A 17,748-nucleotide genomic window follows, 5' to 3' on the forward strand; every position below is an offset into this window, starting at 1 on the left:
AGCGGGGGCGGTTCGGTGAGCCGCACTCCCGGGGAGCCTGCCCGCCCCGCCGGGCGGTGGGGCGGGCGGACGGTGGGCGCGGGATGGCGGCGAGGCGAACTTTGTCAGTGCCGGGTCGTACCGTGGAATCATGCGGCCCGTATCCGAGATCGAACGCAAGGTGGCGCCCTTCGAGGTCGTCAGCCCCTACCAGCCCAGCGGAGACCAGCCGGCGGCGATCACCGAGCTCGCCCGGCGGGTCGAGGCCGGCGAGAAGGACGTCGTCCTGCTCGGCGCCACCGGCACGGGCAAGTCGGCGACCACCGCGTGGATGATCGAGAAGCTGCAGCGGCCGACACTGGTCATGGCCCCGAACAAGACACTCGCCGCTCAGCTCGCCAACGAGTTCCGTGAGCTGCTGCCGAACAACGCGGTGGAGTATTTCGTTTCGTATTACGATTACTACCAGCCCGAGGCCTATGTCCCGCAGTCCGACACGTACATCGAGAAGGACTCCTCGATCAACGAGGAGGTCGAGCGGCTGCGGCACAGTGCCACCAACTCACTGCTCACCCGGCGCGACGTCGTCGTGGTGGCCTCGGTCTCGTGCATCTACGGTCTCGGCACCCCGCAGGAGTACGTCGACCGCATGGTGCCGCTCAAGGTCGGCCAGGAGGTCGACCGGGACTCCCTGCTGCGCCGCCTGGTCGAGATCCAGTACACCCGCAACGACGTCTCGTTCACCCGGGGGACCTTCCGGGTCCGCGGGGACACCGTCGAGGTCTTCCCCGTCTACGAGGAGCTGGCCGTCCGGATCGAGATGTTCGGGGACGAGATCGAGGCGCTCTCCATGCTGCACCCGCTCACCGGCGAGGTCATCACCGAGGACCGCGAGACCTACATCTTTCCCGCGACCCACTACGTGGCGGGGGAGGAGCGGATGCACCGGGCCGTCGCCGCGATCGAGGCCGAGCTCCAGGAGACGCTGGCACGGATGGAGAAGCAGGGCAAGCTGCTGGAGGCCCAGCGGCTGCGGATGCGCACCATCTACGACCTGGAGATGATGCAGCAGATCGGCACCTGCTCGGGCATCGAGAACTACTCGCTGCACATCGACGGCCGGGAGCCCGGCTCGCCGCCGCACACCCTTCTGGACTACTTCCCCGAGGACTTCCTGCTGGTCATCGACGAGTCCCACGTCACCGTCCCGCAGATCGGCGCGATGTACGAGGGCGACGCCTCCCGGAAGCGCACCCTGGTCGACCACGGGTTCCGGTTGCCGTCCGCGATGGACAACCGCCCCCTGAAGTGGGAGGAGTTCCAGAAGCGCATCGACCAGGCGGTCTACCTCTCGGCCACCCCGGGCAACTACGAGGTCAGCCGGTCCGACGGCGTCGTGGAGCAGATCATCCGGCCCACCGGCCTGGTGGACCCGGAGGTCGTGGTCAAACCGACGGACGGCCAGATCGATGACCTGGTGCACGAGATCCGCACCCGCACCGAGAAGGACGAGCGCGTCCTGGTGACCACCCTCACCAAGAAGATGGCCGAGGACCTCACCGACTACTTCCTCGAACTCGGCATCCAGGTGCGCTACCTGCACAGCGACGTCGACACGCTGCGCCGCGTCGAGCTCCTGCGGGAGCTGCGCTCCGGCGAGTACGACGTCCTGGTGGGCATCAACCTGCTCCGCGAGGGGCTGGACCTGCCCGAGGTCTCGCTGGTCGCCATTCTGGACGCCGACAAGGAAGGGTTCCTGCGGTCCGGCACTTCGCTGATCCAGACGATCGGCCGAGCGGCGCGCAACGTCTCCGGGCAGGTGCACATGTACGCCGACAAGGTCACCCCGGCGATGGAGCGAGCCATCGACGAGACCAACCGCCGGCGGGCCAAGCAGATCGCGTACAACGAGGAGCGCGGCGTCGACCCGCAGCCTCTGCGGAAGAAGATCGGTGACATCGTGGCCAACATCGCGCGGGAGGAGGTCGACACCGAGGAGCTGCTCGGCACCGGCTACCGCAGGACAACGGACGGCGAACGCAGGGGCCGCGCCCCGGTGCCCGCCCTCGGCGGCCGGAAAGCCGCCCGCGAGGCCTCGGAGGGCGAGGCTCCCACGGACCGTCCGGCCACCGAGCTCGCCGAGCTGATCGAGCAGATGACCGAGCGAATGCGGGTCGCCGCGGCGGAGCTCCAGTTCGAGGTCGCCGCCCGGCTCCGGGACGAGGTGCGCGAACTCAAGAAGGAGCTGCGGCAGATGAGGGAAGCCGGGCTGCGCTGAGGACCGGCGGGGAGGCACCGCCCTGCCTCCGGCCCGCTCGGGGCGGACGCGCCGTGCCGTGTTGCAGGAGCGCCACAAACGTCCCGCTCGCTCCCGCTGGTCGGGACCAGTGCATAGGGTGCCACCAAGCCGTCGACGGTTTTCGGCGGGGAGAATGTCGAGAGGGGAACGCACGTGTCGGTCAACATGTCCAAGGGGCAGGCCATCAGCCTGCAGAAGAGCGACGGAGGCACGCTGACCGCCGTGCGCATGGGGCTCGGCTGGCAGGCCGCTCCCCGCCGCGGGCTCTTCGGCAAGCGCACGAAGGAGATCGACCTCGACGCCTCAGCGGTCCTCTTCGCCGACAAGCAGCCGATCGACGTGGTCTTCTTCCGCCACCTGACGAGCGACGACGGCTCGGTGCAGCACACCGGCGACAACCTCGTGGGCGGCGCGGGCCAGGGTGGTGACGACGAGGCCGTACTGGTGGACCTCCAGCGGGTGCCGGTCCACGTGGACCAGATCGTCTTCACCGTGAACTCCTTCACCGGGCAGACCTTCGCCGAGGTGGAGAACGCCTTCTGCCGACTGGTGGACGAGACCAACGGCCAGGAGCTGGCCCGCTACACTCTCGCCGGCGGCGGTCAGTACACCGCCCAGATCATGGCCAAGGTGCACCGGCAGGGGGGCGGCTGGTCGATGACCGCCATCGGCGCCCCGGCCAACGGCCGCACCTTCCAGGACCTGATGCCGACGATCGTCCCGCACCTCTGAGCGCCCCCGGTACGCGCCCGCCGGACGCGGCGCCGTACCGGAGGCGGCGCTGCGCCGGACGCGATGGCCGTCGCTCCCGGCACTCCGGCACCCGACAGCACTCCTGAACGGGAGTCGGCCCGGCGACACGTCGCCGGGCCGACTCCCGTTCCCACCGGTCCGCCGTGCGGACCCGACCGGCCGCCGCCCCCGCGTGGACGTGGCCTTGAGCGAAAGGGCACAGCGATGGCCGTCGAGCTGGTCCGCGGGCAGAACCACCCCCTGCCGCAGACCCGGCTGGAGATCCGGGTCTCCGCGGGGAAGCCGGTGCTGGCCGGTGTCGCCCTGGCGGACGCGCAGGACAGGATGCGCGACGACGGCTGGCTCGCGCACCCCGGCTCGCCCCGGTTGCCCGGCGTGGAGGTGTCCGTCCAGGCCGCCGCCGAGCACCGGCTCGCGGTGGACCTGGGGGCCCTGCCCGAGGCGGTCCACCGGACCCACGTGCTGCTGGCGCTCCCCCTCGGCCTCGGTGGTCCGGCCGACTTCGCCGAGCTCGCCGCGCCCTTCGTCGCCGTGCTCGGGCAGGACGGTGACGAGCTCGTGACCTACACCCTGCTCGGCCTGACGGCGGAGTCCGCGGTGGTCGCCCTGGAGCTGTACCGGCGCGCGGACCGCTGGAAGGTCCGGGCGATCGGCCAGGGCTACGCCGACGGACTGCCCGCGATGCTCGCCGACCAGGGGGTGCAGCGGCACCGGGAATTGGCTGCGGAGATCCACGAGGCGGTGGCCGGCGGAATGGCCCGGTCCGTGGCCGCGGCCCCCACCGACCGCGCCGCCGTCACCGGCCGTGCCGGCCCGCCCGGTGCGGGGCCGCAGGACCGCGGCGGCCGCCGCGCGGACCCGTCCGGGGCGCCCGCCTCGGATCCGGCGCGTCCGGAGGCCGGGGCCCGTACCGCGGGCGGTGGCGTCGACTACCGCCACCCGTCGAGGCCCGCGGCGGCTCCGGGAGGCCCGCCGACCGCCGCGGCCCCGGTGCCTCCGGCCCCGCCGCGGCCCGCTCCGGCGGGCCGGACGGCGGGGGAGCCGGTGGCGGGGGACGCACCCGGCTGGTCCCGGGAAGAGCGGCTGTACAACCAGGCGTGGGGAATGTTCGAGGACCTCGCCCGCACGGTGGCCGCCTTCCGCAGTGCGATCGACTTCGCCGACGCCCGTCAGGAGCGCGAGCTCGACGGGGTGCCCTCCGATCCCCGCACCCGCAACGGTCCGGCGGCGGAGGCCGTCCGCGAGGAGGCGCAGCAGCGGCACGCGGAACTCGCTGCACGGGCGCAGTCCGTTCTGGATCGCGATCTCCGGCGGCTGGTGGCGGAGTCCGAGGTCGTCGAGCCGGCACTCCCTGCTGCCTTCGCCCGCTGGGACAACCCGGTCTGGCACGGCCACCGGATGCCGATGGAGACGCCGATGGCCGTCCGGATGGGCGATCTCAGCCTTCCCGAACGCGCCGGTCTGCGCATCCCGATGCTGGTGCGGCTGCCGCTGGAGCGCGGACTGTGGGTCGACGCGGGCCGCGGCTCCCAGGCGGCGGCGCTGCTCGCCCCCGAGGAGGTCCGACGGCTCGCGGGCGAGCTGGCCACCGCCATCGCCGCTCGGCTCCTGGCGGTGTACCCGGTCGGGGACTTCACCGTGCGGGTGATCGACGCGGCCGGGGCGTCGGCCGCCACGCTCGCCCCGCTCGTCGCGGCCGGGGCGCCGGCCGAACCGCCCGTGGCGGGGGCGGCCGGGGTGGCGGCGGTGCTCGGCGCCCTCACCCGACGCATCGACCTGGTCCAGATGGCCCGGCGCAGCGGTGCGCTCGACTCGCTCCCTCCGGAGCTGGACACCTCGGAGCAGCTCCTCGTCGTCCACGACTTCCCGCACGGTTTCGACGACCGGGGCGTCACCCAGCTGCGGTACCTCGCGGAGGAGGGTCCGGCGGTCGGGGTGCACCTGATGATGGTGGCCGACCGGGCGGACGCCGAGGAGTTCGGACCGGTGCTCGACCCGCTGTGGCGGGGGCTGCTGCGGATCACCCCGGTGCCGGACGCGTACCTCGCCGACCCGTGGGTCGGGCACGCCTGGACGTTCGAACCCCCGTCCGCCCCGGTGGGCAGCCGGGTCGTCGAGGAGGTTCTCGGAACGTTCGCGGAAGCCCGGCGCAGAGCGGCCGGGTGAGGGGCTTTACTTCCGAATGATCTTTTCTTTGCCTCCGTTTGACCAAGCTGTATGCTTCATCCAACGGAGGGGAGTACTCCCTGCTGCGGTGTTCTCGTCAATACGGATCGGCACATCCGATCCCGGGGCACCGGCCCACGCGAAAGCGCGGGTGGAAGAGACCTCCGGCAACCACAGCCGGAGGAGAGCTGCATGGATGTCACCGTCCAGACCTGGGCGCTTACCCTGGTCGTCCTGTGCGCCCTGATCGCCGTCGACTTCTTCATCGGGGGCCGAAAACCGCACGAGGTCTCCCTCAAGGAGGCCGGCATCTGGACGACCGTCTGGATCACCTTGGCCGTGATCTTCGGAATCGGCCTGTACCTCGTGGTCGGTCCCCAGCCCGCAGGTGAGTTCTTCGCCGGATTCATCACCGAGAAGTCCCTGAGCGTCGACAACCTTTTCGTCTTCGTGCTCATCATGGCGAAGTTCTCGGTGCCCGCCATCTACCAGCAGCGGGTGCTGATGATCGGTGTGCTGATCGCGCTGGTCCTCCGGGCCGGTTTCATCGCCGCCGGTGCTGCCCTGGTCTCCACCTTCTCCTGGGTCTTCTTCATCTTCGGCGGCTTCCTGATCTGGACCGCCTGGAAGCTGATCGAGGAGGCTCGGGCGACGGACAAGGACGAGGAGGCCTACGAGGAGAGCCGCCTGCTCAAGATGGTGGAGCGGCGCTTCCCCTCCACGGACCAGTACCACGGCACGAAGCTGTTCGTCACGCGGGCGGGCAAGCGGCTGATGACGCCCATGCTGATCGTGATGCTGGCGATCGGGACCACCGACGTACTGTTCGCCCTGGACTCGATTCCGGCGATCTTCGGCCTCACCCAGGACCCGTACATCGTCTTCACCGCCAACGCCTTCGCCCTGATGGGTCTGCGGCAGCTCTACTTCCTGATCGGCGGACTGCTCAAGAAGCTGGTCCACCTCTCGTACGGGCTCTCGGTCATCCTCGGCTTCATCGGGGTCAAGCTGGTACTGCACGCCCTGCACGAGGCGGGTGTCGGTGTGCCGGAGATCAGCATCCCGGTGTCCCTCAGCTTCATCTGCGGGGTCCTCGTGATCACCACGGTCACGAGCCTGCTCGCCAGCCGGCGACAGGGCACGGAGGAGGCCGCCGTCGGGGAGGGGCCCGCTGCCGCGAGGGCGGCCGCCCTGGGCACGAACGCCGACACGCTTGCCGAGGGCCGCGGAACGGCATCCGGTGAGCACCGGGACGCGGACAGCGAACGACGCTGACACACGTCCGTCCGTGCCCGGCCCGGGCGCGGACGGACGGAACACAGCACGGTGGCCGGTGCCTCAAGGCACCGGCCACCGTGCTGTGTTCCGTCCTCGCTCCTCGCGGTGCGGGCGTGCGTGCCCTGGCCGCGAGGAGCGAGCCGTTCTCAGCCCTTCGAAGCGGCGGCCTTCTTCGTGGCCTTCTTCGCCGGAGCACGCTTGCCCGCGGCCGACGAGGACGCGGCCCCGGCCGGCTCACCCGCGCCGGACCTGCGTCCGGCGCCCGCGTTCCGGCCCTTGGCCGTGCTCGTCGCGGCGTCGCTGACCCGGCTGCCCAGCACCTCCCGGAGGAACTTCCCGGTGTGGCTCGTCGGAACGCCGGCGACCTGCTCCGGGGTGCCCTCCGCGACGATCAGGCCGCCGCCGTAGCCGCCCTCCGGCCCCATGTCGACCACCCAGTCCGCCGTCTTGACGACGTCGAGGTTGTGCTCGATCACGATCACCGAGTTGCCCTTGTCGACCAGGCCGTCCAGCACCTTGATCAGCTTGCGGATGTCCTCGAAGTGCAGACCGGTGGTCGGCTCGTCCAGCACGTACACCGTCCGGCCGGTGGAGCGCTTCTGCAGCTCCGCGGCGAGCTTGACCCGCTGGGCCTCGCCCCCGGAGAGAGTCGGCGCGGACTGCCCGAGGCGGACGTACCCCAGGCCGACATCGTTGAGGGTACGAAGATGGCGGGCGATCGCCGGGACCGCCTCGAAGAACTCCAAACCCTGCTCGATGGGCATGTCGAGCACCTCGGCGATGCTCTTGCCCTTGTAGTGCACCTCCAGAGTCTCCCGGTTGTACCGGGCGCCGTGACAGACCTCGCACGGCACGTAGACGTCCGGCAGGAAGTTCATCTCGATCTTGATGGTGCCGTCGCCGGAGCAGTTCTCGCACCGGCCGCCCTTCACGTTGAAGGAGAAGCGGCCGGGCAGGTACCCCCGGACCTTGGCCTCCATCGTCTCCGCGAACAGGCGGCGGACGTGGTCGAAGACGCCGGTGTAGGTGGCCGGGTTCGAGCGCGGGGTGCGCCCGATGGGGGACTGGTCGACGTGGACGACCTTGTCCACCAGGTCGTCCCCGGTGACCCGGGTGTGCCGGCCCGGCACGACCTTGGCGCCGTTCAACTCCCGGGCCAGGTGCGCGTAGAGGATGTCGTTCACCAGGGTGGACTTGCCGGAGCCGGAAACCCCGGTGACGGCCGTCAGCACGCCGAGAGGGAAGTCCGCACTGAGGTTCTGCAGGTTGTGCTCCCGCGCGCCGTGCACCGTCAGCTTGCGCTGCGGGTCGACAGGTCGGCGTGCCTCCGGGATCGGAATGTTCTTCTTCCCCGCGAGGTAGAGGCCGGTCATCGACTCCTCGTTGGAGAGCAGCTCCTGGTACGGGCCGCTGTGCACCACCTTGCCGCCGTGCTCACCGGCACCGGGGCCGATGTCCACGACCCAGTCCGAGGTCTTGATGGTGTCCTCGTCGTGCTCGACGACGATCAGGGTGTTGCCCAGGTCCCGGAGACGGACGAGCGTCTCGATCAGCCGGTGGTTGTCCCGCTGGTGCAGCCCGATGGAGGGTTCGTCCAGGACGTAGAGCACGCCCACCAGGCCGGAGCCGATCTGGGTGGCCAGCCGGATCCGCTGCGCCTCGCCCCCGGAGAGCGTGCCGGCTGCGCGGTTCAGCGAGAGGTAGTCCAGGCCGACGTCGACCAGGAACCGCAGCCGCTCGTTGACCTCCTTGAGCACCCGTTCGGCGATGGTCTTCTCGCGCGCGGTCAGGGTCATGTCCCGGAGGAAGTCGGCGCACTCGCTGATCGACATCGCCGCGACATCGGCGATGGACTTCCCCTGCACCGAGACGGCGAGCACGATCGGCTTGAGCCGGGTGCCCTCGCAGGCGGGGCAGGGGATCTCGCGCATGTACCCCTCGAAGCGCTCCCGGCCGCTGTCCGACTCCGCCTCCGCGTGCCGGCGCCGGACGAACGGCAGGGCCCCCTCGAACGCGGTGGTGTACGAGCGCTCCCGGCCGAAGCGGTTCCGGTAGCGGACGTCGATGCGGGTGCGGTGGCCGTTGAGCAGGGCCTTCTTGGCCCGCTGCGGGAGACCGGCCCACGGGATGTCCGTACGGAAGCCCAGGGCGTCGGCCAGGGCTCCGATCAGCCGGCCGAAGTACTCGCGGTTGTGGCCGTGGGACCAGGGGTGGACGGCGCCCTCGTCGAGGGACTTCTCCTCGTCGGGGACGACGAGGTCCGCGTCGACCTCCATGCGGGTGCCGATGCCGGTGCACTGCGGGCACGCCCCGAACGGCGAGTTGAAGGAGAAGGAGCGGGGCTCCAGCTCCTCGAAGGAGAGGTCGTCGTACGGGCAGTAGAGGTGCTCGGAGTACATCCGCTCGCGCTGCGGCTCGTCCGCGTCGAGGTCGACGAAGTCCAGCACGACCATGCCGCCGGAGAGGCCCAGAGCCGTCTCCACGGAGTCGGTCAGGCGGCGCTTGGCGCTGTCCTTGACCGTCAGGCGGTCGACGACCACCTCGATGGTGTGCTTCTCCTGCTTCTTGAGTGCGGGAGGCTCGGAGAGCTGGATCGTGCTGCCGTCCACCCGGGCCCTGCTGTACCCCTTCGCCTGGAGGTCGGCGAAGAGGTCGACGAACTCGCCCTTGCGCTCGCGCACCAGGGGGGAGAGCACCTGGAACCGGCTGCCCTCCTCCAGCCCGAGGACCTTGTCCACGATGGCCTGTGGCGACTGCCGGCTGATCGGGCGCGCGCACTCGGGGCAGTGCGGCTTTCCGACGCGGGCGAACAGCAGCCGAAGGTAGTCGTAGACCTCCGTGATGGTGCCTACGGTGGAGCGGGGGTTGCGCGAGGTCGACTTCTGGTCGATCGAGACCGCGGGAGAGAGGCCCTCGATGAAGTCGACATCGGGCTTGTCCATCTGCCCGAGGAACTGCCGGGCGTAGGAGGAGAGCGACTCGACGTAGCGACGCTGCCCCTCGGCGAAGATCGTGTCGAAGGCGAGCGAGGACTTGCCCGACCCGGAGAGCCCGGTGAAGACGATGAGCGAGTCGCGGGGGAGGTCGAGCGAGACGTTCTTGAGGTTGTGCTCGCGAGCGCCACGGACGATGAGACGGTCGACCACGCCGGTTGGCACCTTTCGTGTGTGGTGGGAGCGGGAACGGACGCCGCCCCCACCCAGAGTAGGGCGGACGCGAGGCGGATGACGGTGAGATGCTTCACGGTGAGCTTATAGCACGCGTATTCGAATTGATGCCGATGTCCACCCACTTCACTCGAAGGTGTGGCCCGGCTAGCGTTGGATCATGACTCCCCCCGAGCACGCCGCGCAGCCCGAGCCCGCCCGAGCGGAACTCGCCGTACTGCGGCAGTCCACCGACCGGCTGCTGGCCGCCGTGTCCGGCGCCACCGGGGAAGCCCCGGAGGTGCGCGCGCCCTCGCTGCTGCCCGGGTGGACCCGCGGACACGTCCTGACCCATCTTGCCCGCAACGCCGACGCCCTGCGGAACGTCGTGAGCGGCCGCCCGATGTACACCGGCGTCGAGGCGCGGGACGCGGACATCGAGGCCGGCGCCCCCCGGCCGCTGCCCGAGCAGGTCGAGGACGTGCGGGTGAGCGCGGAACGGCTGGCGGCGCTGCTGGCCGACGTGCCGGCCGAGCGGTGGCGTCAGCGCGTGGAGCTGCGCAACGGTGTCACCGACCTGCTGCTGAACATCCCGTTCCGGCGGCGGGTCGAGGTCGAGCTGCACCTCGTCGACCTGGGTATCGGGCCGACCTCCGACGACCTTCCGGAGGACTTCGCCGACCGGGCGATCGGGTACCTCGCCGACCGGTTCGCGGGCCGTCCCGAGGTTTCACCCGCCGAGGTGCGCACGGCGGACGGCCGGATTTGGCGCACCGGCCGCCGTGCGGAGGCCGCGGCGGGCCCCGACCGGCCGGTGCTGGTCACCGGCACGCCCGGCGCGCTGGTCGGATGGTTGTCCGGCCGCGCCCCCGGGGCCGACCTCGGCACGGACGGCGGGGCCCTGCCGGTGCTGCCTGCGCTCTGACGCGCCCCGCGGTGCCCCGAGGAGACCTGCCCGCACCGCTCGCGCCTTTGTATGCCCCGAAGGACCCGTCCGAAGAACCCGTCCCGCGGGGTGGTGTCTCCCGGACCCGCGGGGAACCCGCCCCCTCCCACCGAGGAATGAGGACCACCGATGCCCTACACCGGCAACGTCACCGTCGGCGGACCGGCCGATGTCCATGAACTGGCCGACCTGATGATCTCCAAGGTCGCCGTCGGCCCGATGAACAACAACGCGTACCTGCTGCGCTGCCGCGCCACGGGTGAGCAGTTGCTGATCGACGCGGCCGACGAGGCCGCGACCCTGCTGCGGCTCATCGGGGACGACGGTGTCCGCACGGTCGTCACCACCCACCGGCACGGGGACCACTGGCAGGCGCTGGAGGCCGTCGTGGCGACCACCGGCGCCCGCACCTGCGCCGGAGAGCACGATGCCGAGGGCATTCCGGTGGCCACCGATCTGCCGCTCGCGGACGGCGACACGGTGGAGGTGGGCGCCTGCACGCTCACCGTCCGCCACCTGGCTGGCCACACCCCCGGCTCGGTGGCGCTCGTCTACGACGACCCGCACGGTCACCCGCACGTCTTCACCGGTGACTGCCTCTTCCCCGGGGGCGTCGGCAACACCTTCGGCGACGCGGACAACTTCGCCCGGCTGCTGGACGACGTGGAGAACCGGTTGTTCGCCGTGCTCCCCGACGAGACATGGGTCTACCCCGGACACGGCGCCGACACCACGCTCGGTGCCGAGCGCCCCGCGCTGCGGGAGTGGCGGGAGCGCGGCTGGTGACACCCCGGCGCCCCCGGCGGGGTGTCGGAGCCGGGCCGTAGGGTGTCCGGCATGGCAGATCCCTCCACCTACCGGCCCCGACCGGGGGAGATCCCCGACTCGCCGGGGGTCTACCGCTTCCGTGACGAGCACCGCCGGGTGATCTACGTGGGGAAGGCGAAGAGCCTGCGCCAGCGGCTCTCCTCCTACTTCCAGGACCTGGCCGGCCTGCACCCCCGGACGGCGACGATGGTCACCACGGCCGCCTCCGTGGAGTGGACGGTCGTCGGCACGGAGGTCGAGGCGCTCCAGCTCGAGTACACCTGGATCAAGGAGTTCGACCCCCGGTTCAACGTCAAGTACCGCGACGACAAGAGCTATCCCTACCTCGCGGTGACCATGAACGAGGAGTTCCCCCGGGTACAGGTGCTGCGGGGCGCGAAGCGGAAGGGCGTGCGCTACTTCGGGCCTTACTCGCATGCCTGGGCGATCCGCGAGACGGTCGACCTGCTGCTGCGGGTCTTCCCGGTGCGCACCTGCTCCGCCGGGGTGTTCAAGCGCTCCGCGCAGATCGGCCGCCCCTGCCTGCTGGGCTACATCGGCAAGTGCGCGGCGCCCTGCGTCGGCCGGGTCAGCCCGCAGGAGCACCGCGCACTCGCCGAGGACTTCTGCGACTTCACCGCTGGTCGGACGGGCGCCTACCTGCGCCGGCTGGAGGAGCAGATGCAGGAGGCCGCCGAGGAGATGGAGTACGAGCGCGCCGGCCGGTTGCGCGACGACATCGGAGCCTTGCGGCGGGCGATGGAGAAGAACGCGGTGGTGCTCGCCGACGCCACCGACGCGGACCTGATCGCCCTGGCGGAGGACGAGCTGGAGGCCGCCGTGCAGATCTTCCACGTCCGCGGCGGCCGGGTGCGCGGGCAGCGCGGCTGGGTCACGGACAAGGTCGAGGCCGTGACCACGGCGGACCTCGTCGAGCACGCCCTGCAGCAGCTCTACGGTGAGGAGCGCGGCGACACCGGCCGTTCCGGCGGCAGCGGCGGGGTGCCGCGCGAGGTCCTGGTGCCGGCGCTGCCCGAACCGGAGGAGCCGGTGGCGGCGTGGCTCACCGAGCGCCGGGGGGCCCGGGTGAGCCTGCGGGTCCCGCAGCGCGGCGACAAGCGCGCGCTGATGGAGACGGTGGAGCGCAACGCCCAGCACGCCCTGACCCTGCACAAGACGAAGCGGGCCTCCGACCTCACCACCCGCTCCCGGGCCTTGGAGGAGATCTCCGAGGCACTGGAGCTGGACTCCGTGCCCCTGCGCATCGAGTGCTTCGACATTTCCCATCTCCAGGGGGACGACGTGGTCGCCTCGATGGTGGTCTTCGAGGACGGACTGGCCCGCAAGAGCGAGTACCGCCGCTTTCAGATCAAGGGATTCGAGGGGCAGGACGACGCCCGCGCGATGCGCGAGGTGGTCGACCGCCGTTTCCGCCGCTACCTCCAGGAGAAGCAGAGCTCCGGCGAGTGGGACGGCACCCCGGCGCCGGACCATCCGGAGCCGGGCGCCGCCTCCGGGCCGGAGGGGGCCTCCGCCCCGGAGGCGGCACGGCCCCCCGGAGCCTCCGCCGCGGCTCCGGCCCCCGGCGAGGCCGGAGCCGGGGGAGCCGCGGCCGGGGGCCGGGAGGAGGACGGGCGGCCCAGGCGGTTCGCCTACCCGCCGCAACTGGTGGTGGTGGACGGCGGGCAGCCGCAGGTCGCCGCCGCGCAGGAGGCGCTGGACGCCCTCGGCATCGACGACGTCGCGGTCTGCGGGCTGGCCAAGCGGCTGGAGGAGGTGTGGGTGCCGGGGGACGACGACCCGGTGGTGCTCCCGCGTAGCAGCGAGGGCCTCTACCTGCTCCAGCGGGTACGGGACGAGGCGCACCGTTTCGCGTTGCGCTACCAGCGGAGCAAGCGGGCCAAGTCCCTCAGGGCCGGTCCGTTGGACTCCGTGCCGGGGCTGGGTGAGAGCCGCAAGCAGGCGCTGATCAAGCACTTCGGCTCCGTCAGGCGCCTTCGGAGCGCCACCGTCGAACAGCTCTGCGAGGTCCCGGGCGTCGGACGGCGCACGGCGGAGACGGTGGTGGCCGCTCTGGGCGAGCGCCCGGCCGCCCGGCCGGCGGTCAACACGGCGACCGGTGAGCTCATCGACGATGATGGGGAGTGAGAGCTCCACACCGCACAGGCACAGCCGAGATCCGGGGGACCCCATGAGCGACGCAGATGGAACGGGAGCACAGGTGAACACCGCCACGCCGGCCGAGCCCGGCGCCGAGAACGCGAAGATCCCCGAACTGGTGATCATCTCAGGGATGTCGGGGGCGGGCCGCAGCACCGCGGCGAAGTGCCTGGAGGACCTGGGCTGGTTCGTCGTCGACAACCTGCCCCCGGCCCTGATCCCCACGATGGTCGACCTCGGTGCGCGCTCCCAGGGCAACGTCGCCCGGATCGCGGTGGTCGTCGACGTGCGCGGGCGGAGGTTCTTCGACAACCTCAAGGAATCCCTGGCCGACCTCGCCGCCAAGCACGTCACCCGGCGCATCGTCTTCCTGGAGGCCTCCGAGGACGCCCTGGTACGCCGCTTCGAGTCGGTGCGGCGGCCGCACCCCCTCCAGGGCGACGGCCGGATCGTGGACGGCATCGGGGCCGAGCGCGACCTGCTGCGGGAGCTGCGCGGGGACGCCGACCTGGTGATCGACACCTCCAGCCTCAACGTCCACGAACTGCGGGCCAAGATGGACGCCCAGTTCGCCGGCGAGGAGGAGCCGGAGCTGCGGGCGACGGTGATGTCGTTCGGCTACAAGTACGGTCTGCCGGTCGACGCCGACCTCGTCGTCGACTGCCGCTTCCTGCCCAACCCGCACTGGGTCCCCGAGCTGCGGCCCTTCACCGGCACCAGCCCGGAGGTCTCCGACTACGTCTTCGATCAGCCCGGTGCCAAGGAGTTCCTGGACCGCTACACCGAGCTGCTCGAACTGATCGCCGAGGGCTACCGCCGCGAGGGCAAGCGCTACGTCACGGTCGCGGTGGGCTGCACCGGCGGCAAGCACCGCAGCGTGGCGATGTCCGAACGGCTCGGCAGCCGGCTGGCCGCGGCGGGTGTGGAGACGGTCGTCGTCCACCGGGACATGGGACGCGAGTGAGCCGAGTCACCGGCCGGACGCTCCGGTTGCGCCGCCGCGGAGTGCTGTCCGGCCGGGGCGGTCAGCCGAAGGTGGTGGCGCTCGGCGGCGGCATGGGCCTCTCCGCCTCGCTCACCGCGCTGCGCCGGATCACCGGCGACCTGACGGCCGTGGTCACCGTCGCCGACGACGGCGGCTCCAGCGGCCGTCTGCGCGACGAACTGGGCATCCTGCCCCCGGGCGACCTGCGCAAGGCGCTGGCCGCCCTGTGCGGCGACGACGACTGGGGCCGGACCTGGGCCAGCGTGGTGCAGCACCGCTTCGCCGGGGAGGGCGACCTCCAGGGCCACGCGGTGGGGAACCTGCTCATCGCGGCCCTGTGGGAGCAACTCGGCGACCACGTGTCCGCGCTCGACCTCGTCGGCAAACTGCTCGGCGCGCACGGCCGGGTGCTGCCGATGTCGGCGGTGCCGCTGGAACTCCAGGCCCTGGTGCGGGGGCACGACCCGGCGCACCCGGACGCGCTCTCCACCGTCCGCGGTCAGGCGACGGTGGCGCTCACCCCTGGAGAGGTCCAGCAGGTCAAGGTGGTGCCGGGTGATCCTCCGGCGGTTCCGGAGGCCGTCGCCGCCGTGCTGGACGCGGACTGGGTCGTGGTCGGCCCCGGGTCCTGGTTCTCCTCGGTCATTCCGCACCTCCTGGTCCCGGAACTGCTCCAGGCGCTCACCGAGACCAAGGCCCGCCGGGTGCTGTCGTTGAACCTTGCACCGCAGCCGGGAGAAACAGATGGTTTCTCCCCGCAGCGTCATTTGGAGGTTTTGGCCCGACACGCCCCTAAACTCGCCTTCGACGTGGTGCTGGCCGATCAGGACGCCGTGCCCGACCAGGAGAGCCTGCGGGAAGCCGCCCGCAGATTCGGTGGATCGGTCGAGCTGGCTTCGGTGGCCGCGCCCGGCGGCGCCGACCGGTCCCCACCGGGCGGCGCCTCCGACCGGCACGATCCGGAGCTGCTGGCAGCCGCGTACGACCGTATTTTTCGGATGCATGGAAGGATCGGCCCATGGCGATGACGGCAGCGGTGAAGGATGAGATCTCCCGGCTACCCGTCACCCGGACCTGCTGCCGGAAGTCGGAGGTCTCGTCGATCCTGCGGTTCGCCGGCGGCCTCCACCTGGTGAGCGGCCGGATCGTGATCGAGGCGGAGCTGGACACCGGGATCGCCGCCCGCAGACTCCGCAAGGACATCCTTGAGATCTTCGGGCACGCCTCGGACCTGGTGGTGATGGCCCCCGGCGGTCTGCGGCGCGGCAGCCGCTACGTCGTGCGGGTGGTCGCCGGGGGCGACCAGCTCGCCCGGCAGACGGGACTCGTGGACGGCCGGGGGCGTCCCATCCGCGGACTGCCGCCGCAGGTGGTCTCCGGCGCGACCTGCGACGCGGAGGCCGCGTGGCGCGGCGCGTTCCTGGCGCACGGCTCGCTGACCGAGCCGGGCCGCTCGTCCTCCCTGGAGGTGACCTGCCCCGGTCCGGAGGCCGCGCTGGCCCTGGTCGGAGCGGCCCGACGGCTGCAGATCGCGGCCAAGGCGCGCGAGGTGCGCGGCGTGGACCGCGTGGTCGTCCGGGACGGCGACGCCATCGGCGCTCTGCTGACCCGGCTCGGCGCGCACGACTCGGTGCTGGCCTGGGAGGAGCGGCGGATGCGCCGGGAGGTGCGGGCCACCGCGAACCGTCTCGCCAACTTCGACGACGCCAACCTGCGCCGCTCCGCCCGCGCGGCGGTGGCGGCCGGGGCCCGCGTGCAGCGGGCGCTGGAGATCCTCGGCGAGGAGGTCCCCGAGCACCTGGCGGCGGCCGGACGGCTGCGGATGGACCACAAGCAGGCCTCGCTGGAGGAGCTCGGCGCGCTCGCCGACCCGCCGCTGACGAAGGACGCGGTTGCCGGCCGGATCCGGCGGCTGCTGGCGATGGCGGACAAGCGGGCCTCCGACCTCGGGCTCCCGGGCACCGAGGCCACGCTCACCGAGGAGATGGTGGGCTGAACCGCGGCTCCGCGCCGCCCGCGGTTCCGCAGGCGGCGCGGGAGTGCGCCCGATGTCACCCGATCCGGCCCCGCGCGGTAGGGTCGGAGACGGTCGGGGACATCCCATACAACCTTGTCGGTGTCCGCACCGGCGTACCAACGAGGAGATCGGTTCGTGACGATCCGCGTAGGCATCAACGGCTTTGGCCGCATCGGTCGCAATTACTTCCGCGCACTGCTGGAGCAGGGGGCGGACATCGAGATCGTCGGTGTCAACGACCTGACCGACAACGCCACTCTCGTCCATCTGCTGAAGTACGACACCATCCTGGGCCGCCTCAAGCAGAAGGTGAGCCACACCGAGGACTCCATCACGGTCGGTTCCCAGACCTTCCGCACGATGGCCGAGCGCGACCCGGCGAATCTCCCCTGGGGTGAGCTCGGTGCCGACGTCGTCATCGAGTCGACCGGCATCTTCACCAAGCGTGCAGACGCCGCGAAGCACCTCGACGCGGGCGCGAAGAAGGTCCTCATCTCGGCACCCGCCAAGGACGAGGACATCACCGTCGTCATGGGCGTGAACGAGGACACCTACGACCCGGCCCAGCACCACGTCGTCTCCAACGCCTCCTGCACCACCAACTGCGTGGCGCCGATGGCCAAGGTGATGGACGAGAACTTCGGCATCGTCAAGGGCATGATGACGACGGTGCACGCCTACACCAACGATCAGCGCATCCTCGACTTCCCGCACAAGGACCTGCGGCGTGCGCGCGCGGCGGCGGAGAACATCATCCCGACCTCCACGGGCGCCGCGAAGGCGACCGCGCTGGTGCTGCCGCAGCTGGCGGGCAAGCTCGACGGCATCGCGATGCGCGTCCCGGTCCCCACCGGCTCGGTCACCGACCTCGTGTTCGAGCTCGACCGCGAGGCGAGCCGGGACGAGATCAACGCCGCGTTCCAGAAGGCGGCCGAGGGCGGGCTGCAGGGTGTCCTGGACTACACCGAGGACCCGATCGTCTCCTCGGACATCGTCAACTGGCCGGCCTCCTGCACCTTCGACTCCTCCCTGACCATGGTCCAGGGCAAGCAGGCGAAGATCGTCGGCTGGTACGACAACGAGTGGGGCTACTCCAACCGCCTCGTCGACCTGACCGTGTTCGTCGGCGGCCAGCTCTGACCGCTGTGCCGGAACAGGGCAGCGAGATGTGACCGGATCGGGCCCGTGCGGCGTGCGAACGCGCCGCACGGG

12 protein-coding genes are annotated in these 17,748 nt (G+C 71.2%); 11 read left to right on the plus strand and 1 reads right to left on the minus strand.

All coding sequences use genetic code 11. From position 1 onward, the window contains the following. The first annotated feature begins 130 nt into the window (after nt 1-130). The 4 genes from uvrB (at nt 131) to H300_RS24480 (ending at nt 6,472) form a co-directional block, all read left to right on the plus strand. Entirely contained in the window at nt 131-2,257 is a 2,127-nt protein-coding gene (uvrB, locus tag H300_RS0101480) for an excinuclease ABC subunit UvrB (protein WP_028425981.1), read from the plus strand. 174 nt (nt 2,258-2,431) lie between these two features. Beyond that, nucleotides 2,432-3,010 carry a TerD family protein gene (locus tag H300_RS0101485; RefSeq protein WP_028425982.1) on the plus strand — a complete coding sequence of 193 codons (579 nt, stop codon included), beginning with the start codon at nt 2,432-2,434 and terminating at the stop codon, nt 3,008-3,010. Nucleotides 3,011-3,235: 225 nt separating this feature from the next. Then, a complete protein-coding gene (locus H300_RS0101490) occupies nt 3,236-5,197 on the plus strand; it encodes a TerD family protein (RefSeq protein ID WP_028425983.1) in 1,962 nt (653 codons plus the stop codon). A 192-nt stretch (nt 5,198-5,389) separates the two neighbouring features. Beyond that, complete coding sequence (locus tag H300_RS24480) at nt 5,390-6,472, plus strand: TerC family protein (RefSeq protein ID WP_051269284.1); 1,083 nt, start codon at nt 5,390-5,392, stop codon at nt 6,470-6,472. A 149-nt stretch (nt 6,473-6,621) separates the two neighbouring features. Here the strand turns inward: H300_RS24480 and uvrA are convergent, their stop codons facing one another. Beyond that, complete coding sequence (uvrA, locus tag H300_RS0101500; protein ID WP_028425984.1) at nt 6,622-9,621, minus strand: excinuclease ABC subunit UvrA; 3,000 nt, start codon at nt 9,619-9,621, stop codon at nt 6,622-6,624. A 181-nt stretch (nt 9,622-9,802) separates the two neighbouring features. Between uvrA and H300_RS0101505 the strand changes: the two genes are divergently transcribed. The 7 genes from H300_RS0101505 to gap all read left to right on the plus strand — a co-directional run bounded on the left by H300_RS0101505 (nt 9,803) and on the right by gap (nt 17,676). Then, nucleotides 9,803-10,546, plus strand: a complete 744-nt coding sequence (locus tag H300_RS0101505; RefSeq protein ID WP_051269287.1) for a maleylpyruvate isomerase family mycothiol-dependent enzyme — start codon at nt 9,803-9,805, stop codon at nt 10,544-10,546. A gap of 150 nt (nt 10,547-10,696) precedes the next feature. Beyond that, on the plus strand, nt 10,697-11,353 hold the full coding sequence (locus tag H300_RS0101510) for an MBL fold metallo-hydrolase (RefSeq protein ID WP_028425986.1): 657 nt from the start codon (nt 10,697-10,699) through the stop codon (nt 11,351-11,353). A gap of 51 nt (nt 11,354-11,404) precedes the next feature. Then, nucleotides 11,405-13,522 (plus strand): excinuclease ABC subunit UvrC, encoded by a 2,118-nt coding sequence (gene uvrC / locus H300_RS0101515; RefSeq protein ID WP_028425987.1) that lies wholly within the window; start codon nt 11,405-11,407, stop codon nt 13,520-13,522. A 43-nt stretch (nt 13,523-13,565) separates the two neighbouring features. After that, entirely contained in the window at nt 13,566-14,498 is a 933-nt protein-coding gene (gene rapZ / locus H300_RS0101520; RefSeq protein ID WP_078515628.1) for an RNase adapter RapZ, read from the plus strand. After that, nucleotides 14,495-15,547, plus strand: a complete 1,053-nt coding sequence (locus tag H300_RS0101525) for a uridine diphosphate-N-acetylglucosamine-binding protein YvcK (RefSeq protein ID WP_028425989.1) — start codon at nt 14,495-14,497, stop codon at nt 15,545-15,547. Before rapZ ends, H300_RS0101525 begins: the two co-directional genes overlap by 4 nt. Further along, a complete protein-coding gene (whiA, locus tag H300_RS0101530) occupies nt 15,538-16,515 on the plus strand; it encodes a DNA-binding protein WhiA (protein WP_028425990.1) in 978 nt (325 codons plus the stop codon). The genes H300_RS0101525 and whiA overlap by 10 nt, the downstream gene beginning before the upstream one ends. Nucleotides 16,516-16,671: 156 nt before the next feature. Then, nucleotides 16,672-17,676, plus strand: a complete 1,005-nt coding sequence (gene gap, locus H300_RS0101535; protein WP_028425991.1) for a type I glyceraldehyde-3-phosphate dehydrogenase — start codon at nt 16,672-16,674, stop codon at nt 17,674-17,676. Nucleotides 17,677-17,748: the final 72 nt, after the last annotated feature.

This window comes from Streptomyces sp. TAA040 (assembly GCF_000424845.1).

Bases quoted from the DNA above. Each gene is read 5' to 3' on its own strand.
- uvrB (WP_028425981.1), top strand. From the start codon at position 131: ATGCGGCCCGTATCCGAGATCGAACGCAAGGTGGCGCCCTTCGAGGTC.
- H300_RS0101490 (WP_028425983.1), top strand. From the start codon at position 3,236: ATGGCCGTCGAGCTGGTCCGCGGGCAGAACCACCCCCTGCCGCAGACC.
- H300_RS24480 (WP_051269284.1), top strand. From the start codon at position 5,390: ATGGATGTCACCGTCCAGACCTGGGCGCTTACCCTGGTCGTCCTGTGC.
- H300_RS0101505 (WP_051269287.1), top strand. From the start codon at position 9,803: ATGACTCCCCCCGAGCACGCCGCGCAGCCCGAGCCCGCCCGAGCGGAA.
- H300_RS0101510 (WP_028425986.1), top strand. From the start codon at position 10,697: ATGCCCTACACCGGCAACGTCACCGTCGGCGGACCGGCCGATGTCCAT.
- uvrC (WP_028425987.1), top strand. From the start codon at position 11,405: ATGGCAGATCCCTCCACCTACCGGCCCCGACCGGGGGAGATCCCCGAC.
- rapZ (WP_078515628.1), top strand. From the start codon at position 13,566: ATGAGCGACGCAGATGGAACGGGAGCACAGGTGAACACCGCCACGCCG.
- whiA (WP_028425990.1), top strand. From the start codon at position 15,538: ATGGCGATGACGGCAGCGGTGAAGGATGAGATCTCCCGGCTACCCGTC.